The organism is Cylindrospermum sp. FACHB-282 (assembly GCF_014697195.1).
Lineage (GTDB): Bacteria > Cyanobacteriota > Cyanobacteriia > Cyanobacteriales > Nostocaceae > Cylindrospermum.
On sequence record NZ_JACJRJ010000053.1, the window covers coordinates 18889 to 38920 of the forward strand.

Annotated in this window: 16 protein-coding genes; 10 read left to right on the forward strand and 6 right to left on the reverse strand. The window is 39.7% G+C overall.

Translation table 11 applies throughout. The features are described 5' to 3' along the window. The first annotated feature begins 72 nt into the window (after nt 1-72). The gene (locus tag H6G32_RS21965) at nt 73-912 is read left to right on the forward strand and encodes a hypothetical protein (RefSeq protein ID WP_190462135.1); all 840 of its coding nucleotides are present in this window, start codon (nt 73-75) and stop codon (nt 910-912) included. On the opposite strand, the gene H6G32_RS26550 is transcribed toward H6G32_RS21965, so the two are convergent. The 3 genes from H6G32_RS26550 to H6G32_RS21975 all read right to left on the reverse strand — a co-directional run bounded on the left by H6G32_RS26550 (nt 890) and on the right by H6G32_RS21975 (nt 5480). Next, nucleotides 890-1105, reverse strand: coding sequence for a hypothetical protein (locus H6G32_RS26550; RefSeq protein ID WP_206757976.1), 216 nt, complete (start codon nt 1103-1105; stop codon nt 890-892). The two genes, H6G32_RS21965 and H6G32_RS26550, sit on opposite strands and share 23 nt — an antisense overlap. 419 nt (nt 1106-1524) lie before the next feature. Further along, nucleotides 1525-4737 carry a HEAT repeat domain-containing protein gene (locus tag H6G32_RS21970; protein ID WP_190462137.1) on the reverse strand — a complete coding sequence of 1071 codons (3213 nt, stop codon included), beginning with the start codon at nt 4735-4737 and terminating at the stop codon, nt 1525-1527. A gap of 221 nt (nt 4738-4958) precedes the next feature. Further along, nucleotides 4959-5480 carry a dihydrofolate reductase gene (locus H6G32_RS21975; RefSeq protein ID WP_242046688.1) on the reverse strand — a complete coding sequence of 174 codons (522 nt, stop codon included), beginning with the start codon at nt 5478-5480 and terminating at the stop codon, nt 4959-4961. A gap of 288 nt (nt 5481-5768) precedes the next feature. On the opposite strand from H6G32_RS21975, the gene H6G32_RS21980 reads away from it, so the two are divergent. Beyond that, complete coding sequence (locus H6G32_RS21980; RefSeq protein ID WP_190462142.1) at nt 5769-6092, forward strand: phasin family protein; 324 nt, start codon at nt 5769-5771, stop codon at nt 6090-6092. A gap of 79 nt (nt 6093-6171) precedes the next feature. Then, nucleotides 6172-6693, forward strand: a complete 522-nt coding sequence (locus tag H6G32_RS21985; RefSeq protein ID WP_190462144.1) for an FKBP-type peptidyl-prolyl cis-trans isomerase — start codon at nt 6172-6174, stop codon at nt 6691-6693. Between the two features lie 59 nt (nt 6694-6752). Here the strand turns inward: H6G32_RS21985 and H6G32_RS21990 are convergent, their stop codons facing one another. The 3 genes from H6G32_RS21990 to gloB form a co-directional block, all read right to left on the reverse strand. Next, a complete protein-coding gene (locus H6G32_RS21990) occupies nt 6753-9395 on the reverse strand; it encodes a replicative DNA helicase (protein ID WP_190462146.1) in 2643 nt (880 codons plus the stop codon). 174 nt (nt 9396-9569) lie between these two features. Further along, nucleotides 9570-10028 carry a 50S ribosomal protein L9 gene (gene rplI / locus H6G32_RS21995; protein WP_190462148.1) on the reverse strand — a complete coding sequence of 153 codons (459 nt, stop codon included), beginning with the start codon at nt 10026-10028 and terminating at the stop codon, nt 9570-9572. Between the two features lie 168 nt (nt 10029-10196). Then, nucleotides 10197-10970, reverse strand: a complete 774-nt coding sequence (gene gloB, locus H6G32_RS22000; RefSeq protein ID WP_190462150.1) for a hydroxyacylglutathione hydrolase — start codon at nt 10968-10970, stop codon at nt 10197-10199. Nucleotides 10971-11337: 367 nt separating this feature from the next. Here gloB and H6G32_RS22005 point away from each other — a divergent pair, with 367 nt between their 5' ends. The 7 genes from H6G32_RS22005 (at nt 11338) to H6G32_RS22035 (ending at nt 19910) form a co-directional block, all read left to right on the forward strand. After that, nucleotides 11338-12381 carry a glycosyltransferase family 2 protein gene (locus H6G32_RS22005; protein WP_190462152.1) on the forward strand — a complete coding sequence of 348 codons (1044 nt, stop codon included), beginning with the start codon at nt 11338-11340 and terminating at the stop codon, nt 12379-12381. 12 nt (nt 12382-12393) lie between these two features. Then, on the forward strand, nt 12394-13551 hold the full coding sequence (locus tag H6G32_RS22010) for a glycosyltransferase family 4 protein (RefSeq protein WP_190462154.1): 1158 nt from the start codon (nt 12394-12396) through the stop codon (nt 13549-13551). A gap of 124 nt (nt 13552-13675) precedes the next feature. Next, nucleotides 13676-15922: an ABC transporter ATP-binding protein gene (locus tag H6G32_RS22015; protein WP_190462157.1), complete on the forward strand. Its 2247-nt coding sequence runs from the start codon at nt 13676-13678 to the stop codon at nt 15920-15922. A 101-nt stretch (nt 15923-16023) separates the two neighbouring features. Then, a complete protein-coding gene (locus H6G32_RS22020) occupies nt 16024-16983 on the forward strand; it encodes a glycosyltransferase family 10 domain-containing protein (RefSeq protein ID WP_190462158.1) in 960 nt (319 codons plus the stop codon). A 4-nt stretch (nt 16984-16987) separates the two neighbouring features. Next, nucleotides 16988-17971, forward strand: coding sequence for an Npun_R2821/Npun_R2822 family protein (locus H6G32_RS22025; protein WP_190462160.1), 984 nt, complete (start codon nt 16988-16990; stop codon nt 17969-17971). A gap of 3 nt (nt 17972-17974) precedes the next feature. Beyond that, nucleotides 17975-18865: an Npun_R2821/Npun_R2822 family protein gene (locus H6G32_RS22030; RefSeq protein WP_190462162.1), complete on the forward strand. Its 891-nt coding sequence runs from the start codon at nt 17975-17977 to the stop codon at nt 18863-18865. 16 nt (nt 18866-18881) lie between these two features. Beyond that, nucleotides 18882-19910 (forward strand): Npun_R2821/Npun_R2822 family protein, encoded by a 1029-nt coding sequence (locus tag H6G32_RS22035; RefSeq protein WP_190462164.1) that lies wholly within the window; start codon nt 18882-18884, stop codon nt 19908-19910. Nucleotides 19911-20032: the final 122 nt, after the last annotated feature.

Here is a 20032-nt window from a genome sequence, read left to right on the forward strand (position 1 = left end):
TAGTTATATTGATTATCCTGGCACTAAACTTTAATTTATTAAATATGCATTTTAAAATTAGGGGATTTATAAATGATTAAATACACAGACAAAGAAATAGTATATCAATTAAATACATTATTTGATAAAATCAATATGGGCATTCTTGCTGCCGAACAGGTTTTAAAGAAAACCCAGCAAGTAAATTCAGCAGTAGAAGTTCAAGTAGATAAGGCTGATCTAATTAAATTAGAAATCGCAGGCATTGCTGCTCATACTCAAGATGTTGAGAAAGATATTCAGCACTGGTATTTTGAAATTCAAAATATTCATAATCATATCGTCAAAACATTATCAGAAATCACTAATGCAGAAAATATAGCTAATTTACATCAAGAATTACAATCTGCCATTGAAAAAATCAGTGATTTTCAAGAGAAGCTAGCAGATATAGATAAAAAATTACCAATATTTGACACCCAATGGAATCAAGATATAAACTCAGTTCAACAATTAGCATCTCAAGTAGAAATAGACAAAAAAGAAGTAACTGAATTAGCTCAACAGCTAGAAATTAGAGTCAACCAAGTTATGCAGCTACAATCAGATATGAAACAACTGCTGAACACACAATCTCACTTAGAAACCATCAATTTAGAATTATTTAATTTGGTAAAAGAAGTTAAAGCCGATAAAGAAGCGCTGCAAAGAATAAAAACAAATGTAGATAGTATTAGTGTTACAGCAGATAATTCTCTATGGGAGCTACGCGGAGAAATTGAACACCTGCGGGAACACATTGATTATAATTGCAGAGAACTAGGATGTAGGCTGCAAACACAACTAAAAAACCAACAACGCCTCGATAATTGGTTATTTAGCGTCACATTTAGCGTTGCTTTTTTAGCAGTTACCTGGATACTGGGACGTTAGTTAGCGAGATTTGCTCATTCGTTGCAACTTTTTTCAATAATTCCCGTTCCAGAATTCGCTCATCATTATTAAAATCTAGAATGGATGCTGTCACCTCTGCAATATCTGTCAGCGGTTGAATCAAAGCTTCATCAAGTCGAAGGTTTTCTCCCCAAAATTCTCTACATAGGTTGAAAAATCCGACAAGCTTCAATACAGTTCAGATAATAAGCTGTTGGGCTTTTAATTTGAACATCAAGGGCGGGCAGGATGCCCACCCCACAAGAGTTAGATTAAATGATGGTATGCACATTATAGGATTGTCAGCTTATCCCCCACGAGTTAACCTACTAGGACTTATGCACCGCAAAAATTTAGCCTCTTTTTAGGCTTTTTTGATAATTTTTTGAAGCACCTTTTTACCCATCTTACTAGTAGGGTGGGTTCCCTAACCCACGAATGAGGATGTTTAATGACACAAACCATACCCCATATTTGCTATTTCCTGTCAGTTAAGTCCTACCCCATTGAAAATGGCGCAAATAAATCAATGAAATTAGCCCCCCTTTTTAAGCGGGTTGGAGGCATCTTCGAGAAGTAAACAAGCTAACCAAACCGGGATAATTTTGGATGCTATTTTTCTTGCTTTTCTAATTCTGCTAATTTCTTGTTAGCAAAATCGCGCACTATCTCATCTGGGTCATTTTCTACCCTATTGCGCAACAGTGGTAGAGTTTGGGAATGCTTGGGATATTGCTTGATGATTATCTCAAGTGCAACTCGCCGAGGATTGTTGTTCAAAGGACTATGACTATCCTCAAAGGGGTCATTGACAGCACAATTGTAGAACAATTCAAACATTTCCGGCTCATCTTTAAAACCCCGCGCTAATTCTTGGACTGCTCTACTTCGCACATCGCTATCATCAGAGGTAGCGCATTGTTTAAGGATGGGTAAAGTGTCAGGGTCATCTTTGAAACCCCGCGCTAATTCTTCCACTGCTGTACCTCGCACAATCCCAGAATCATCAGAGGTAGCGCATTGTTTAAGGATGGGTAAAGTGTCAGGGTCATCTTTGAAACCCCGCGCTAATTCTTGCACTGCTGTACCTCGCACAATCCAATTATCACCAGAGGTGGCAAGTTGTTTGAGGAAGGGTAAAATGTCAGCGTCATCTTTGAAACCCCGCGCTAACTCTCGCACTGCTGTAAGTCGCACAATCCCAGAATCATCGGAGGTAGCGCGTTGTTTAAGGAAGGGTAAAATGTCAGCGTCATCTTTGAAACCCCGCGCTAACTCTCGCACTGCTGTAAGTCGCACAATCCCAGAATCATCGGAGGTAGCGCGTTGTTTGAGGATGGGTAAAGTGTCAGCGTCATCTTTGAAACCCCGCGCTAATTCTTGCACTGCTGTAAGTCGCACAATCCCAGAATCATCGGAGGTAGCGCGTTGTTTGAGGATGGGTAAAGTGTCAGCGTCATCTTTGAAACCCCGTGCTAATTCTTGGACTGCTGTACTTCGCACAAACTCATTATCATCAGAGGTAGCGCGTTGTTTTAGCCAAGATTTTGTCTTTGGGTCATCTTTCCAAGTGGTTGCAACTGTGGTGATTGCTTGAGTGCGAATCTTCTGGACTAATTTTTTTTCTTCATCTCGATAAAAGTCATAATAGTAATTGATGTCATATTTAGTTAAATCTTTTAGCGCATCAAGTAACTTATCAGATGTTGACTTAATTGCCTGGCTATTTCTCACTTCTAGAAGACATTCAGCCGCTAAAAAGAGGTTGATGAACTTTTCCTCTTCTCCATTTTGAGATATTAAATAATCTATAATCTCTCCAGCAAATATTGGTTCAACCATTCCCGCAATTAATCGCAAAACTTCATGCCAAGATTCATCTTGCCAATGTTTGCCAAAAACTTCTTGCTTGAGTTTTTCAATTGAAAGCGTTTGCGTTTCTTTAAATTGCCAAATAAACTCACAAGCACAGAAATATTCTAAAAATGTCCGATGAACAAAAGCATAGCAATCTGCACCTACAAAACACAAGATAAAGTTGCGAGTCCGTAATTGATTAATCATTACTTTTGCAACTTCTCTGGGTTTATCAACTTCTGATTTTTTGAGAGAATCAATCAGAACTTTTTCTAAATCACTTCTACTAATTAAGTTGCCAGATAACCCTTGATCATTTGCCTGCATTTTGTAGGCTACCTGACGCAGGATCGCTTGTTTATCTTTGTAATCAATAATTTTTGAGTCTATTCTAGCATCTTCCACTAAAGCGCGTTCCACATCCCATTGATGTAGCAGTACCCGCGATGCTTGGTTATAAAGTTCTGGTCTATCTCTTGGTAATTCTTGGTGACGGTTTAGAATTGCCATCATTGTTAATAACAGGGGATTTCCTGCAAGTTCCTTAATAGATTTTGAGGTATTAATTGCCCTTTGCAATCGCTCCTGTTTTTTAAATTTATCTGCCTCATCACTGAAGGTTAAATCATGCCAGCGGGTGATAAAATCTTGAATTTGTTCTGTCTCTAAATCTTGCAGCATGAAGTGACTAAACTCGGCATCTCGCAACCGTTGTGGTTTGTAGCCAATGACGCGAGAAGTCACAATTACCCGCGCATTAGGGTACTCGTTAGTAAAGCGATGAATAGCTGTAATTACATCTTCTCGCTTCCCTGGATCAAAAACTTCATCTAAGCCGTCAAACATCACCAAAGCGTTACCAACTTTTAGCTGTTCATGTAATTGATGTTGATTGAGATGATGAATTGCACCACTGCATTGATGGAAAAATTCTAGGAAGTTTTTACAATGTCCCTCTTCTCGATTTCGCATATAAGTTCGTAATTCGATTAATAAGGGTATTGGCTGAGAAATTACATTGTTGAGAGGTGATTCTGCCCAATTCAAAGCCAGGAATTGCAACAAGGTAGATTTGCCTGAACCGGGATCTCCCAAAATCACTATATATTTATAACTTCGCTTATCATTAATAATATCTAAAACTAGGCGGATTGGCTGTTCAAAATAAACTCGTTTGTGGCGTTCTAACTCTTCTAACTTAATTTCTGCTTCTAATTGGTCACTTTCTCGCAGGCGTTTTTGGTGTTCTTTGGGTATTTCGTGGACTTGTGGCAATAATTCACGGATTTCTCGCACATTTTGAGCGACGAATATTCGCCATAGTTTCAATTCGTTATATGCAGAACCATTTGTATCTAAACTATCTAATTTGATGTTGCTGTAGCACTCTTTAATTCCTTCTTGATATTTCTCTAAGTCAAAATTAGGTATTATTCCGGCAATTGCCTTAGTGTTTTGCTGAATTACTTCTAAGTTTTGGGAATCTAGTATAGCGCGTAAATCCTCAGATTCGCGGATAATGGCTTTAACTTTACTGAGATATGGCTTAGAAACTTGTTTCCAGTTAAAATCTTCTGGCAGTGATAATAATTTAAGCTGATTCCAGATAGTTGCTAATTTGCCATAATCTATGTTTTGGTAATCTTCTTTAAAGGCGCTTCCCAATACCTCTTGAACAGATTTATCTTTGAGAAATTGCTTTAACGGTTTGGTGTAGTTTTTTAATTCTGCTTCGGGAACATCTGCAACTTCTAACTGCTGCTGTACTAGTTGCAAAAATTCTTTCAGTGCTTTACCCGCAGCAATTTCTATAGGTTTCTTTTTGGGTAGTAAAACATTGTTGAGTGAGCCTTTTAATAAATCTTTAGCCCAATCTTTAGCGGTATCTTTGGCTAAGTCTTCTAAAATGGGCTTAAAAACAAATCCGACAGCCTGAGTAACTCCCCAAACGAATAACCAGTCAACCATAATACTCGTGTCTGCTAACTTTGTAACTACGAGTATAACTAACTACTTGGTTTAGTTGATTATTCTTTTTTTAGAGTTATTAAATGATCATGTAGGGCGGGCATCTTGCCTGCCATTAAACAGGCGAGACGCCTGTTCTGGGGTTGAATGTGGGATATTTTTCGTAATCTGGACATAGCCTTTTACATCAGGTATGGGGAAGTTTCCGCTTGTCTAAGGTTCTAAAGAATTCGTTTGTAAGTTTCATATCTAAAGCCTGGTTGAGGTTCTAGGTTTACCATTTCAAACTGATTACCAATCAGGAATTCGTATTCAGGGAAAAAGGTATCGCCTTCAAAATCTCCGTCTACTAAAGTGAGTTCCCAGGTATGTGCTAAAGTCAATGTCTGGCTATAAATAGAAGCACCGCCTACAATAAAAGCCTGTGGATGATGGCTAACTTTCTGCAAGGCTTCTGAAATGGAAGTTACAAATAGCAAATTAGATGAGTATTGAAGCTGTAATTCGGCAATTTCATCTTCAGGGGTGGAAGCAGAAACAACCACATTGAAGCACTGATGTATGGGGCGCTTTTCAAGGTCATATTCCCAAGTTTTTCGCCCCATGATTACGGCGTGACCGATGATTAAATTCACAAATCTCTGAGAATCTGCGGGAATGCTCCAAGGTAACTTGCCATCTTTTCCCATGACTCGATTTGACGCAGCTAGAGCAGCAATGAGGATGATCTCAGGCTGGTTCATGATCATTTTTTTCCTGTTTGAAGGTTGGTAGCTACTTTACCCAGGAGTCCCGGATAGTGAGCCGGCGCTTTTGTCCAAATCTGTGTATTCTTCTGGATAAACTTTTCCTGCTGTTTGGGGGTAAGTTTAAATTTGAGTAGTTCGATTGGTACTTGCTTGGATACCCTGTTTTCCCAAATTTGCCAGAATAGAGCTGTAGGCTAGAATAACCACGCTTCCAGCATACCCTGATTGGGTAGATTGATCAGTAAAGATCCGCTGGTTGGCCACAAGTAAGAGGAAGGGAGTATGGACAGCAACAACTGGTTGCAGCAGATAATGATGCTGGGTATTGGTACAACGTCTTTGGTTGCAGACAAACTGCGCCAAGTGGGTGATGAATTGGTTAAGGATGGTAAGCTTAATCCTGAGCAAGCCAAGGCGGTAATGGATGATATTGCACAGCAGTTAAAGTTGGAGCAAGGAGCCTGGGAAGAGCAAATGCAACGGCAAATGCGGAATATGATGCAGGATTTGGGGGTGGCTCGCCAGTCTGAAGTGGATGAGCTGCGGGGTAGAATTGACCGTTTAGAGCGTCAAGTGCGGGATTTAGAGAATAAGCTTTGGCGTTGAAATGTTGTTTGTGATTTAAACTAAAATGTGTCCTGTTGGTAATAGTATTACCATACTACCTAAGTAGAGAGGGCTGATTTTGAAATCAATTTTACTCAGCGTGGCGTTCATGCTGGTTTGTGTTGTGGCTTTGGTGTTGGCGCAAGTAGGCGGTAAACAGGATACTGCTATTGCTGCTAAGTTGACTCAAACTCCACCAGCAGTCACTACTGTCATTGAAAACAATACCCTGATAGCGAGCAATATTATGTCTGATGTGAATGTCGTAACTACCCCTTCTGGATTGAAGTATATTGAGTTAGCAAAGGGGACGGGAGCGACTCCTCAAAAAGGACAAACGGTTGTGGTTCACTACGTTGGTACTCTAGAAGATGGTACTAAGTTTGATAGTTCACGCGATCGCCGCCAACCCTTCGAGTTTAAAATTGGTATCGGACAGGTGATCAAGGGCTGGGATGAAGGTCTGAGCACGATGAAAATAGGCGATCGCCGTCAGTTAATTATCCCCCCAGATTTAGGTTATGGCCCTCGTGGTGCTGGTGGCGTAATTCCACCCAACGCTACCTTGGTGTTTGATGTCGAATTGCTAGAGATCAAATAAATTTCGGTAATGGGTAATTGGTAATAGGTAATAGTTTTATCCAATTACCCGTTATTGCTTTAATAATTATTTGGTCGGGCTAGATTTTTGAACTTTGTAAACTGTGGATCGAATAAAAGTTTAATGGTTCCCGTCGGGCCGTTACGGTGTTTAACCACATTTACTTCTGCAATTCCGCGTTCGGGTGTATCTGGTGTGTAATATTCATCGCGGTATAACATGATTACCAAATCCGCATCTTGTTCTATTGAGTTATGGACTATGATGTTATTCGCAATAAAATTATGCAAGCTAGGAACTGTTAAATCGTAAACTTCTTCTTGACCATCAGGCTCGATTGAGATAATTTCATCCCAGTAAATATCGCTGTTGGACAAGATAGCCATATCATTTGATTGGACAGCTTCTGCTACTCTTAAAGCACGTTCTCGACTTAAGTTGCACTTATAAAGAGTTGTTCCACAATATGCTGTTCCAATAGCTGCTTGCATTTGTCGTGTTGTAATACCAGCTAACTGCATTGCGGGAATAGCGTACATCTTCCAAACTTCTGTTGGTATTACATCTCTATTAGTATTAGCAACACAAGTTTTAATATGCTCCACAATTTCTCCCATCGACTGGCACTTGTAGCTTCCTATAGCACCAATTTGTTGAGCAAATAATTCGATATCAGATTTACCTGTTATGACTACGTGGTATTGATTTCGACCTTTGCCGGATTGTGGAACCATTTTTAACCGAGCGTTAATGCCAAGCCTTAACAGAAGCGATTGTACATCTGCTGCTAACTTCTCACTACTGCTGGCATAGTAGGCAATAGGACGTAACCTTTTACCTGAAACTAGCTTAATAGAACCATCAGTACTCCATAAATGGCGCAGGAAAAGAGCAATTGCTTCTTGGGGTTGTTCAAAAACTTGGACTGGGATAAATTTTTCGTAAGACCTCAAGCCAAATGCGTCCATAGAATCTAGCCATTGAGCAACTGGATTTCTAGTATTACGACCCAGAGGTAGACTGGAAGCAAGATAAACCTGATACCAATTTCTTTCTTTGTTAACCCGTGGGGAGATAGCGTTACCAAATACTTCTAGAGAAAGACAGGTAACTATGTTAGCCAAATCCTCTTCTCTCGTTGTGTATTGGATGGCATGACGAGGTAAAGTACATCCATCTCCAATCAAATGTCCAAGAAGTGCTAATTGGGGATGAGTCATTGTTTGACAAGCAGAACTGCCAATATGGCGAGGAATTGCTAACCTGTTACCTTCTTTTAATTCATCTAGTCGTTTCCATCCTTTGATAGTTAAGAATTTATGATTTCCAGTGGCTCTAATAGAGCGACCTAGACGAGTTTTAAGCTTAAAGACAGGTTTTTTACCAGTTGAAAAAGCATGATTTACAGTAGCAGGTTCAAGCTTTAATGTTTCTTCATTCAATGCCCAGACTTCAAAACCAGATTTACCTACCAACTCTTTAATTGGAACTCGCTTTCCACTACTTGCAATTGTTACTAAACTATCACCTGTTAAACAACCAGATTCGCGCAAATCAGATAAGATCGGGCGTTTATTGGTGCGTGCTTCCACTCCTCGACTTAACTGAGATAGAGCAATAATGGGAACAGATAATTCACGGGCTAAACCTTTGAGTTGACGCGTAATTTTTGATAATTCTTGAACGCGATTATCACCGGCTCCTTCCATTAATTGCAAGTAATCTATGACAATTAATCCCAATTCCATTCCCTGTTCTGCTTGCAGTCGCCGTGCTTGACTACGCATTTGGTTAACTGTAATATTCGCTGTGTCATCAATATAAATTGGCATCTCTGAGAGCATACCAATAGCACGACTTAACGGTTCCCATTGAGTTTGGCTAAGGCGTCCACTCCGCAGATAACTACTTTCAATTTGCGCCTCGCTAGCTAATAAACGTTGCACTAATTGCTCTTTTGACATTTCTAAACTAAAAATAGCAACTGGGAATTTATAACCTGCAGCAATATTATGAGCGACGTTCAAGCAGAAGGCCGTTTTCCCCATTGATGGCCTAGCAGCAACGATAATCAAATCAGAACGCTGAAAGCCGCCGGTCATAGCATCTAAATCATAAAAGCCGCAGGGAATACCTGGTAGGGCGATACCTTGATTTCGAGCTTCAATATCTTGGAAATTATTAATCAGGGTATCGGCGATGTGAACTAAGCCTGATTGGGGACGTTCTTGGGTGACGCCAAAAACTTTCTGTTCTGCTTGGTCGAGGACAATTGGTAACTCGGTTTCTGTTTCGTAACCGAGATGGACAATTTCGCCACCGGCTTTAATTAACCGCCTTCGCAGGTATTTTTCCATCACTAACCCTGCTAAGGCGTCGATGTTAACTGCTGAAACGGTTCTTTCTACTAGAGTTGCTAATTTATTTATGCCGCCAATGAGGGTAAGCTTATCGTTGTCAGCTAGCCAACTGGTGACTGCGAGTAAGTCTGTGGGTTTACCTTGGGTGTGAAGGCGTAGGGCTGCTTGATAGATTTGTTTGTGAGCGCTAATGTAAAAAGCTTCTGGAACTAGGCGATCGCTAATTCGACCTACTGCTTCTGGATCTAGTAAAATTCCCCCCAAAATCGCTTCTTCTGCCTCAATGTTTTGGGGTGGGAGGCGATCGCTACCATTGCCTTTAAAACTCAGTTCTTCAGCCATAAGCGATTTTAAATTTGCGATTTTGGATTAGCCCTTGGGGTACTTCACTCTTATAGTCCAAAATCGACTTGAAGATGCTATCTAGGGTATTTTCTTAGTCACAATTTCCCCAAAAAGAGCAAGCACCACAGATAAACAGCAATGATTCATCTGTGGTGGCAGACTAAGCAGTAGTTAGCTAGGGACGACTTCAATATCGATTTGTGCCACTACGTCAGAATACAGCTTAATTTCGGCTTTGTATGTACCCAGGTGGTTGATATCGGGGATAGTAATGCCACGGCGATCAACTTCTTGACCGGTAGCTGCCTGAATTGCCTCGGCAATATCTTGGGTAGTGACTGTACCAAAAATAGCTTCATTTTCACCAACTTGCTTGGCAATTTTCAAGCTGCCAACTTTTTCCAGAGCTGCTTTTTGTTCTTCAGCTTGTTTTCTGAGTTCTAATTGCCGCAGACGCTCTTGCTCACGGCGGCGTTCTACTTGCTTAAGAATACCGGGAGTGGCATGAGTTGCCAATTTTTGGGGAATCAGATAATTACGAGCATAGCCGGGAGCTACTTCCACTAAGTCGCCAGATTTGCCCAGCTTGCCGATATCCTGATTTAAAACTAACTGTACGCGCTTCACCATCTTTTTTCGTTTTTCCTGTAAAATCTCATTAACTTGGGTGGTCAGCAGGATAGCTTGCCTGGACTGCGACTATATCCCAAAGCTAAGATTTTAGCGAAAAGGTGGGGGCGATCGCAACTATTAGCGGCAGAAAAATCATCTCATCCTCTGGGGAATTATCACCACCGGCTAAAATCTGTCTTTCATTCCCCGAATCCTAGCAAAGGTTTGTACTGGATCGTTACTGTTGGCAGCTAATTGTAATGATGGTTGCTCCCACCTTAAAAATGGATTCGTGCGCTTTTCCACACCCAACAGAGAGGGAACCGTAGCTTCTTGGCGATCGCGACAAGCCTTAACTTGATCGTAGCGTTTTTGTAAATCTGCGTTGTCACCATCCACGGTGAGGGCAAATTGCAGATTTTTTAAAGTGTATTCATGGGCGCACCAAACGCGGGTATCATCGGGGAAAGCGCGGAGTTTAGCGAGGGAGTCTACCATTTGTGTTGGCGTTCCTTCAAATAAACGACCGCAACCGCCTGCAAACAGAGTATCACCGCAGAATAACTCCCCTGTCTCCCTGGCTTGTTCTGGAGGAAAGTAGTAAGCGATGTGAGCGCGGGTATGTCCGGGAACGAAAACAATTTCCCCTGGGCGATCGCCAAACTCAATGCGATCGCCTTGTTGCAAAAATACCTGCTGTCCGGGAATTCTTCCCCGATCCTCGACACCACCATAAACTGTCACTTGGGGAAAATGTTCCATTAGCTGCTGATTACCACCCACATGGTCATGATGATGGTGCGTGTTAAAAATTGCTACCAACTCAGCTTTGAGTTGTGCAAGTTGTTGTAAGACTGGTTCAGCCACCGCTGGATCGACAACAGCAGCAATATTTTGCTTGGCATCGTACAGCAAAAATATATAGTTGTCTGAGAGTGCCTCAAGACGGATTACCTGCATTACATTTGTCTCCCTTATAAGTAGATATTTGGTATTAATAAATATGCTTTCTACGTGAAATTTCGCTAGACGAACTAGCCAATATGGCGTTAACTTTATTTAGGCTTTTATTGCAGCTTTTGATCTAAGGGTAAGCGAAAATCTTCGCTTTACCATATTTCATGACAAATTCGATGTTGATTCATTATTGACATTCAGTTGCAATTTTCAAGATAAGAAAGAGCATATCTTAAAACCATTTCGTGTTTTATAAAACCTTAGTTACTTAAATAATAACACTGACTTTGTTTTCCTAGTACTTGAAATTCTCATGCCTGAATTTTCAATTGCTTATCCCTACCTTCTCAACAAGAAGAGTATTTAATCAATGACTCCACTTGTTACGATAATTGTTACCTGTTTTAATCAAGCTAGCTACTTAGAACGCTCGGTTAAAAGCGTACTATCACAAACATTTACTGACCTTGAATGTATTATGGTAGATGATGGTTCTACTGATAACACTCAAGAAGTTGTCAAGCAATTAATGAATCTAGATTCAAGAGTAAGCTACTTCTATAAAGAAAATGGCGGAGTGTCTTCAAGTCGTAATTTTGGCATTAAACAGGCACAAGGCAAATGGATTCAGTTTCTAGATGGAGATGATTGGATTCACGAAAATAAAATAAAATTTCAATTAGATCATCTAAGTGACTTGCATGACGAAAACAATACTGTTTTTTATACAGATTATGAACGGGTATTCATAGACAGAGAACAACAAATCATCAACAGACAGGAGAATATAGTTGGTTCTTTGTCAACAGACCAATTGATAGAGCGATTACTCATCCCTGATTTTTTAGCTGATTCTCCATTTCCCTTACTTCAGCAATGTCTATTGATGAGTAGAGATATTCTTAATAAAAAGTTATTTGATGAGAATTTGAAAGCTCTGCAAGATAGAGATTTTACAGTAGACATTTTACTTTTAGGGGCGAATTTTGTATACACCTCGTTAATCGGAGCATATTATACAAAACATCAGTCTAATAGAACTAATAACTGGCCTTACATGAAAGCTTATTACATTTTGCTCTACGAGACGGTGTCCAGTAAGCATCATGATTTGATCCCTTTATGCCAAGTAGGGATAGATTTTTTAATTAAAGAGGCAATTAGAGAAAAAGAGCCAGAAAATTTTGCTCGGCTAATTAAAATTTTTTCCCCTCCTTTGTATTTGTTAAATAAAAAAATCAAAATTAATCATAGCTCTATACTCAAGTTGATTTATCAAACTAGGTTAATTATTCCCAGCTTTGTACTCTATGAAAAATATCGAGGCCCCCGCTCTCAAAAAATCATATCTATTTTTTCCTACTTCATCAATTTTTTCAAAAGACCAAATAACAGTTATATCAGTAGTGACTAAAGCAACTAATATATGAAAGGAAAAGTTTCGTTAGTTGTGAGTGACTTGTCTGGAGGAGGCTCAGTTCGAGCCTATTTACTGGCTCAAGTCCTAAAAAAAATCGATTATGACGTAGAGGTTGTAGGCTTTTTATTTGGTCAGGAATTGTATGCCATTCCTCCTGTAGGTATACCAGTAGTAGCTATTGATGGCAAAAACTATCCTGAGTTTTTTAGATCAGCTAAAAATCTTTGGCAAAAACTAGATGGCGATATTATTTATGCGATAAAACCTAAACCAACAAGTTTTGGTGTATCTCTACTACATAAATTAACCACCCGTCGTCCTTTGCTTTTAGATATGGACGACTGGGAACTTAGCTGGCACGGAGGTTTTGAATGGAAGTATCGTCCCAGTCTAAAGCAGTTTGCCAGGGACATTCTTAAGCAGGATGGTGTATTGAGATTTCCCGATCATCCACTTTATCTCCAATGGATAGAAAGTTTAGTATCTCGTGCCAATGGGATTACGATAGATACTCAGTTTCTTCAAGACCGCTTTGGCGGTGTTTATGTGCCTAATGGCAAAGATACTGCGATGTTCGACCCTGACAAATATAATCCTAATGTCAGCAGAGAGGATTATGGTCTGGCGAACTATCGAATTCTGATGTTTCCTGGAGCACCAAGACCTCACAAAGGGGTTGAAGATGTTTTAATAGCCTTAGATCAGTTGAATCAGCAAGATTTAAGACTAGTAATTGTGGGTGGTAGTCCTTACGATGATTATGATGATCGGTTAATTGAAAAATGGGGGCGTTGGATCATCAAATTACCAAAGTGTCCTGTAGAGGTTATGCCTGAGGTTGTAGCAGCTGCTCACATTGTGGTTGTTCCCCAGCGAGATAACGTAATTGCTCGCGCCCAATTTCCTCTAAAGTTGACAGATGGGATGGCAATGGCTAAACCTGTTTTATCAACGCGAGTGGGAGATATTCCCGAAATTTTAGCAGAAACTGGTTATCTAGTTGATCCTGGTTGTCCCGAACAAATTGCTGCACAAATTCAACTAATTTTTGCAGATTTAGAGCAAGCAGAGGAGCGAGGTAAAAAGGCTAGAAAAAGATGTGTAGAAAAATATAGCTTAGAGGCTATGGCATCTACCCTATCTGAGTTAATTTCCAGTTTGTGAGTTTTAGTGGTGCATTATTTTCAATCTATTATTAAATAGGTAGGCCTAATTAATCTGACTTTTTCCTGCCACTATAAAATTATGAATCATGTTAAAAATTAGCTAATTATAATCTCAATCTCCAATGTCTAACAGCAAACTACTACTTAAATTTGCTAAACCTTATCCATGCAGGATATTCTTCACAATCTTGTTTGGATTTTCTGGTGCTTTGTTTAACGGTGTGGGTACAACCCTGATTGTGCCAATAATTCTGCAAATTGTGGGTCAACCTGTAGATTTAACAGGCGCTCCGCCAATTATTAAAGCTCTTGTATCTCCCTTTGATCATGTTCCAGAAAGTTACCGCCTAGCGGTGATGGCTGCATCAATTGTATTTACAATTCTTTTAAAGAATTTAGCTAGCTATGTCGGTACCTTGGTGTCAAGTTCTTTAACGCGAACGCTGACATCAGATATGCGAGAAGCAGGCTTGAAGTTGTTACTAGAAATTGACATAGATTATTACACCAAGATGAAAGTTGGTGATCTAATCAACAGCCTTGGTGGCGAAATTAGTCGTGCTGCTAGTGCCATAGGTGGTTTGATCAAACTAATTATCCTAGCAATTACGATTTTAGTTTTTGTGGCTTTGTTGCTGTCAATTTCCTGGCAGTTGACCATTGTGACTACAGCTTTGTTATCTTTGGTCACCTTAGTAAATCAGTATGCAATTTACCGTTCAAGAGATTTTGGTGTACAGCTTTCGGAGATGTCTAAAGCTTATTCCATTTCTGTGTTAGAAATGCTCAATGGAATTCGCCTAGTCAAGTCAAATGGGAATGAAGACAGAGAATATCAACGGATTACAAAACTAATTCGCGACAGAGAGAGAGCAGATTTTCAATCTCAGATGAATTCTGAGGTGATTACACCACTCAGCGAAGTGACGGGGGTTATAGCCTTAATACTAATTGTATTTTTGGGTCGCGCCTTATTTGCCGACCAGATTGCTTCAGTCTCAGCCGTTTTGATTACATATTTATTGTTGTTACTGCGACTACTACCGTTTATTTCTCAGTTAAATAGTATTCGCAGTAGCTTTGCCAATACTTCTTCTAGTGTGAATATTGTTGCTGAATTTTTACGAAAGGATAATAAGCCGTTCATGGGAAGCGGTATGATTCCTTATCAGAAATTACAGCAGGGAGTACATTTTAATCACCTTTCTTTTTCCTATCCTAATCATCAAAACATAGTACTTCGGGATGTAGATTTATATTTACCACGGGGTACTACACTGGCTTTGGTGGGTAGTTCTGGTGCTGGTAAATCGACAATGGCAGACCTTTTGCCCAGATTTTATGACCCCACATCTGGCTGTATTACCATAGATGGAATAGATTTGCGGGAGTTCGATTTAAAATCCCTACGTCAGGCGATGGGAATTGTCAGTCAAGATACGTTTCTCTTTAATGACTCGGTAGCCAACAATATTGGCTATGGGAGACCAGATTCCACTGATGATCAAATTCTTACAGCAGCCAAGCGAGCAAACGCCTATGAGTTTATTAGCAAATTACCCCAGGGATTTGACACCATCATTGGCGATCGCGGTGTCATGTTATCTGGTGGACAAAGGCAAAGAATTGCGATCGCCCGGGCACTGCTCCAAAATCCGGAAATTCTGATTTTAGATGAAGCTACCAGCGCTTTAGATACGGTTTCCGAACGCTTAGTACAAGCTGCACTTGATGACCTAAGTCGCGATCGCACAACCCTAATCATTGCTCACCGTCTATCTACAGTCCAAAAAGCCGATCAAATCGCCGTCTTAGATCAAGGAAGTGTAGTAGAGATTGGCACCCATCATCAACTTTTACAAAAGGGTGGTTACTACTCACGCCTTTACTCCATGCAATTTGCTGACCATTCTGAAGTTTCCACCAGACGAAATCCCAACTTTAACCGGATTTCTCACGAACTACGGACACGGCTTAACTCAATGATTGGTTTCCTCGGATTATTAGTTGATGATATGGTAGACAATTCCCAAGAGCGGCAGGAATTAATTGACGAATCATACAATTCAGCCTTAAAAGTTCTCAACGCCATTGATGTCTTGGACGATGTAGTTAACCTGAGAATGACCTGGCAATTATCCTCAGATATAGACCAAAATCACAATGGAACTAGCCAGCATCAAAACTTTAGTCAAATTTCTGATGAGTTTCGCCTACGTCTCGATCCTCTCCTTAACTCTCTGCGCTTGTTAGCCGATAAATTAGAATCCAGACCCCAAGAACAAAATCAATTAATTGCAGAAGCTTATCACTCTGCTATTTACCTGCTAGATACATTAAAGCTTTTTGAGCATAGAGTTTACTTCTAGTTAATCCAATTAACAAAGGTCTTTTGATCAAAATATTGGAAAAACTATCATCGAAAACAATGATAAATTAATAAAAACTAACAACTAATAAATACTTAATTATGACCATCAAAACCGTTGGGATGATTAGCAGCTATTCGGCTCTAGCTAAAAGTGCAGCTTGGCTGTGGCAACAAACCCCAAATCACTTTGGAATTTGGGATAATATACAAATGCACGCCCTAGAGGAAAAACCAGATTTTCTGGTAATGTATCAGTTTGATTTCCCCCAACCAGCACGACAAAAATCTTGGTTAGATAGTTTTCGTAAACAGCAGAAAAAACCAGCAGTAGATATCAATTCTCGACTGCGTGGCCTTAGCAAAGAGCGAATTATTTATTTACTCAGAGAACCGCCATTAGATGAAATTGTTGAAATCAATAAGCATAATTATCAAGAAGCTCAAAAGTATTGTGGTTATGTTTCCGGCCCTGATGATTTGGCCCCCACTCCCAACTATATGTCAGCGATTTGGTATCACTCAAATTCCTTTCGGGATTTAAATGAAATGCCATGTACCCAAAAGGTTGCTACCTGTAGTTGGGTGACTTCGGGAATTAACCGTACAGCCAACCATCGCCAGCGTTTAGACTTTTTGCAGTCTTTGCAATCTAGTGGCTTTAAGTTTGATTTATATGGGCGTAACTTACCCGAATGGGCAAAACCTTCCGGAGAATTAGGTAATAAATGGTACGGCATGGCACCGTATTATTATAATTTGGCTATCGAAAACTATGCTGAGAACAATTGGTATGTGAGTGAGAAACTTTGGGATAGCTTACTTGCCTGGTGTTTGCCAATTTACTATGGTGGCCCAGCAGCTGATAAACTATTGCCACCAGGTAGTTTTTTGCGGTTGCCTAGTTTGGATGAGAAAGGTATTGCTTACATTCAAGAAGTGACTGCAACACCTGATGCTTGGTATGCTGCTAAGGATGCGATCGCCGAAGCCCGGCAAATCATCTTACATAAGCTAAATCTGCTTAACTGGTTATCAGACTTTGTTGCTCAAAACTCATAAATTTATGAATGGTATTTGTACCCTTGCCAACGATTATGTTTTCGATCAATTGGTGGCTTTGCTCAACAGTATTGATGTGATCTTAGGTGCTGAAACCCCAGTCTGTATTTATCCTTTTGATGACCAGACACAGCGGATTGCTGAGGAAATAGCTACGCGCCCTAATGTATTTTTTTACGATGATCAAGAATCCATCAATCGCTGGGATCAATTTATGCTGGCAGCAGCACCAGATAGATTGAATCGCAGCAAATCCCGCCTTTATGGTGCTCACCGCCGTTTTTGTGCCTTTGACGGGCCTTTTGATAAGTTTATCTATTTAGATGCAGACACCCTGGTGATGAACTCACTAGCAGCAGTGTTTGAAAAGCTAGAATCTTATGATTTCATTGTCTACGATTTCCAATTTAAAGATGTTAGTAAAATCTATAATGTTAATTCGCTAAAATTACTAGAAGTTTTCCCTCAACAACGCATTAATTCAGAAATATTTTGTTCAGGATTTTATGGCGCAAAACGGGGGCTTTTTAACCCAAATCAAAGAGATTTACTGATATCTCATTTACAAACTGGTGAAACAGAAATTTTGTATGGCGGCGCTGGAGAACAACCGCTGCTCAACTACATGGTAATGAGGTCTAATCTTGCTAGTTATAACTTTGCCCAGCAACTGCCAGATACAGAAATAACGGGATGTTCTGCCACCTCAAAGCATTTTGAAGAACGAGATCACATTCTTTATGACAAGGGTAATCGCCTAACTTATATCCATTATATTGGCATTCCTCCTAACATCAATCAAGCAGTGTGTGCTGGAGAGAATATTGAGTTTCCCTATCGGGATTTATTTCTTTACTATCGTTACCTGCATGAACCAGATAAGCGTCCAGTTTTTAAAAATCCTCCTCAGCCTTATGACGCTCCACCACCGACAGCGAATTTACTCACAAGAGCTTTGCGTAAATTAAAATTAATTAAACAAGGATAATTTATGATTCGGGGAATTTATATTGTAGCCAATGATCGCGTCATCGAGAATGCGATCGCCTTACTAAATAGTATTCGTTACTATGACCAAGAAGTTCTGATTTATCTCATCCCTTTTAATGAAAATTATCACAAAGTTGCTGATAAAATTACTACCTTACACAACGTACAAATTTTCCCAGATTTAGAACTGATTGAGAAATTCACTCTTTCCATAGGCGAAATTTTTGATCGAGATTTCCTCGCCTTACCCAACAAAATGCGTAAACTGGTAGCATGGTTTGGGCCTTTAGATGAATTTATTTATATTGATACTGATATTGTCGTTTTTGAAAAAATCGCCGACAATTTAGACAAACTTACAGAAGTTGATTTTTTCTGTTGTGATTATCATCATGCCAATGACAAGCTAAGAAATATCTTTTCACCCTTGGTAAGAGAGCAGCAAATTTTTACAGATGCCCAACTAGAAGACGTTTTTAATAGTGGCTTTTGGGCTTCCAGAAAAGGAACTATTACCGAACAACAGATGGATGAAGCTTTGCGCGAATGTGCTACCCATCGTGAATACTTTGATTTTTCTGAAGGAGTTACAGACCAACCGATTCTTAATTATCTCGTTCTCAAGTTAATTGCCAAACGTGGTAATCTCGTCAAAATTCCTGGGGGAGGCCCTGGTAGTTGGGCAGGTTCGCGCAATTTCCAACAGCAAGGGTACACTCTCTATGACCGAGGGCAGCCACTAAAATATCTCCACTGGGCGGGGACAAAAATGAAAATTGGTAGCCCCTATTGGCAATTATGGGAACACTATCGCTATCTCCATCAGGGTAAATTCGCCATCATCCCAAAACTTACTCGTCGTTTATTTCCCTTTGTTGTGGCCCGCAATTAATATCAGGAGTATTCCCATGATTGATGGTATTTACACCCTAGCTAATGATGTTGTCTATGACCAACTAGTTGCGTTGCTCAACAGTATAGAAGCTAATGCTGGTAGAAAAATTCCTGTTTGTATAATTCCATATAATGACCGGCTAGATAAAGTAAAGGCAGAGATTGCAACTAGAAAGAATGTCACCTTATTTGAAGACGCTACTTCCATAGCTCGCTGGGAGGAGTTTGGCTCTCGTATCTGGAACGCTCACCCAAGAGCATTAAAACTGTGGCAAGAATATGGCTTACCAGCGAATTATCGTATAGAAAGACATCGCAAACTTTGCTGTCTGGATGGTCCCTTTGACAAGTTTATCTTCTTTGACGGAGATACGCTATTGATGAAATCACTAGATGATGTTTATCAGAAGTTGGAAAAATATGATTGGGTCACGAATGACTTTCAATATAAATCGGATTTGAATTATATTTTTGACTGGTCAGAAGACAAACTAGGGGAAATTTTTACTGAAAAAAACATCGGCAATAGTATTTTTTGTTCTGGTTGGTTTGCTTCTAAAAAGCATATTTTCGATGATGCTACATTAGCAAACTTATTAGAAAAATTAGAAGCAGGTGAAGCTGATGTCTTGGCGTGGGCAGATTCTGATCAAACGGTTATCAACTATTTGGTTTTACGAAGCGGAATTTCTTATTATAACTACGCCTATAACGGTGAATCGACTGGTTGCCATTGGGCTTCAAAATTTGATGTTGTAGATAATATTCTTTACGACCAAGGGGAACCCATAACCTATATTCACTATATGAGTATATCTTCATCAGACTTTGCGCGCCTTTGTGGGGGTGAAGATGTTAATATTCCTTATCGTGACGTTTTTCTATATTATCGCTACTTAAAATCCCCAGCAAACCGCCCTCAAAGGTTTACACGCCCAAGCCAGCTAACGCTGCTACAAAATTATACTAAACGTTTTTTTAACCAAAAAGTTAGTAATATTAAACTGAAGTATCGGAACTTCAAGAATAGAATTAATCAATAAAGCTGGTTCTTCAGTACCTGTTATGCTAAACTATTAAATTTAAAGATTAAAAAATGTAATTAAGTGTATCAAATTATTTTTATAAGCCTTACTGCACTTGACATGTAAGGAATATTTATTGT

What these genes read in the sequence shown, in the direction of transcription:
- H6G32_RS21965 (WP_190462135.1), top strand. Translation starts at nt 73, where the DNA reads ATGATTAAATACACAGACAAAGAAATAGTATATCAATTAAATACATTA.
- H6G32_RS21970 (WP_190462137.1), bottom strand. Translation starts at nt 4,737, where the DNA reads ATGGTTGACTGGTTATTCGTTTGGGGAGTTACTCAGGCTGTCGGATTT.
- H6G32_RS21975 (WP_242046688.1), bottom strand. Translation starts at nt 5,480, where the DNA reads ATGAACCAGCCTGAGATCATCCTCATTGCTGCTCTAGCTGCGTCAAAT.
- H6G32_RS21980 (WP_190462142.1), top strand. Translation starts at nt 5,769, where the DNA reads ATGGACAGCAACAACTGGTTGCAGCAGATAATGATGCTGGGTATTGGT.
- H6G32_RS21990 (WP_190462146.1), bottom strand. Translation starts at nt 9,395, where the DNA reads ATGGCTGAAGAACTGAGTTTTAAAGGCAATGGTAGCGATCGCCTCCCA.
- rplI (WP_190462148.1), bottom strand. Translation starts at nt 10,028, where the DNA reads ATGGTGAAGCGCGTACAGTTAGTTTTAAATCAGGATATCGGCAAGCTG.
- gloB (WP_190462150.1), bottom strand. Translation starts at nt 10,970, where the DNA reads ATGCAGGTAATCCGTCTTGAGGCACTCTCAGACAACTATATATTTTTG.
- H6G32_RS22005 (WP_190462152.1), top strand. Translation starts at nt 11,338, where the DNA reads ATGACTCCACTTGTTACGATAATTGTTACCTGTTTTAATCAAGCTAGC.
- H6G32_RS22010 (WP_190462154.1), top strand. Translation starts at nt 12,394, where the DNA reads ATGAAAGGAAAAGTTTCGTTAGTTGTGAGTGACTTGTCTGGAGGAGGC.
- H6G32_RS22015 (WP_190462157.1), top strand. Translation starts at nt 13,676, where the DNA reads ATGTCTAACAGCAAACTACTACTTAAATTTGCTAAACCTTATCCATGC.
- H6G32_RS22020 (WP_190462158.1), top strand. Translation starts at nt 16,024, where the DNA reads ATGACCATCAAAACCGTTGGGATGATTAGCAGCTATTCGGCTCTAGCT.
- H6G32_RS22025 (WP_190462160.1), top strand. Translation starts at nt 16,988, where the DNA reads ATGAATGGTATTTGTACCCTTGCCAACGATTATGTTTTCGATCAATTG.
- H6G32_RS22030 (WP_190462162.1), top strand. Translation starts at nt 17,975, where the DNA reads ATGATTCGGGGAATTTATATTGTAGCCAATGATCGCGTCATCGAGAAT.
- H6G32_RS22035 (WP_190462164.1), top strand. Translation starts at nt 18,882, where the DNA reads ATGATTGATGGTATTTACACCCTAGCTAATGATGTTGTCTATGACCAA.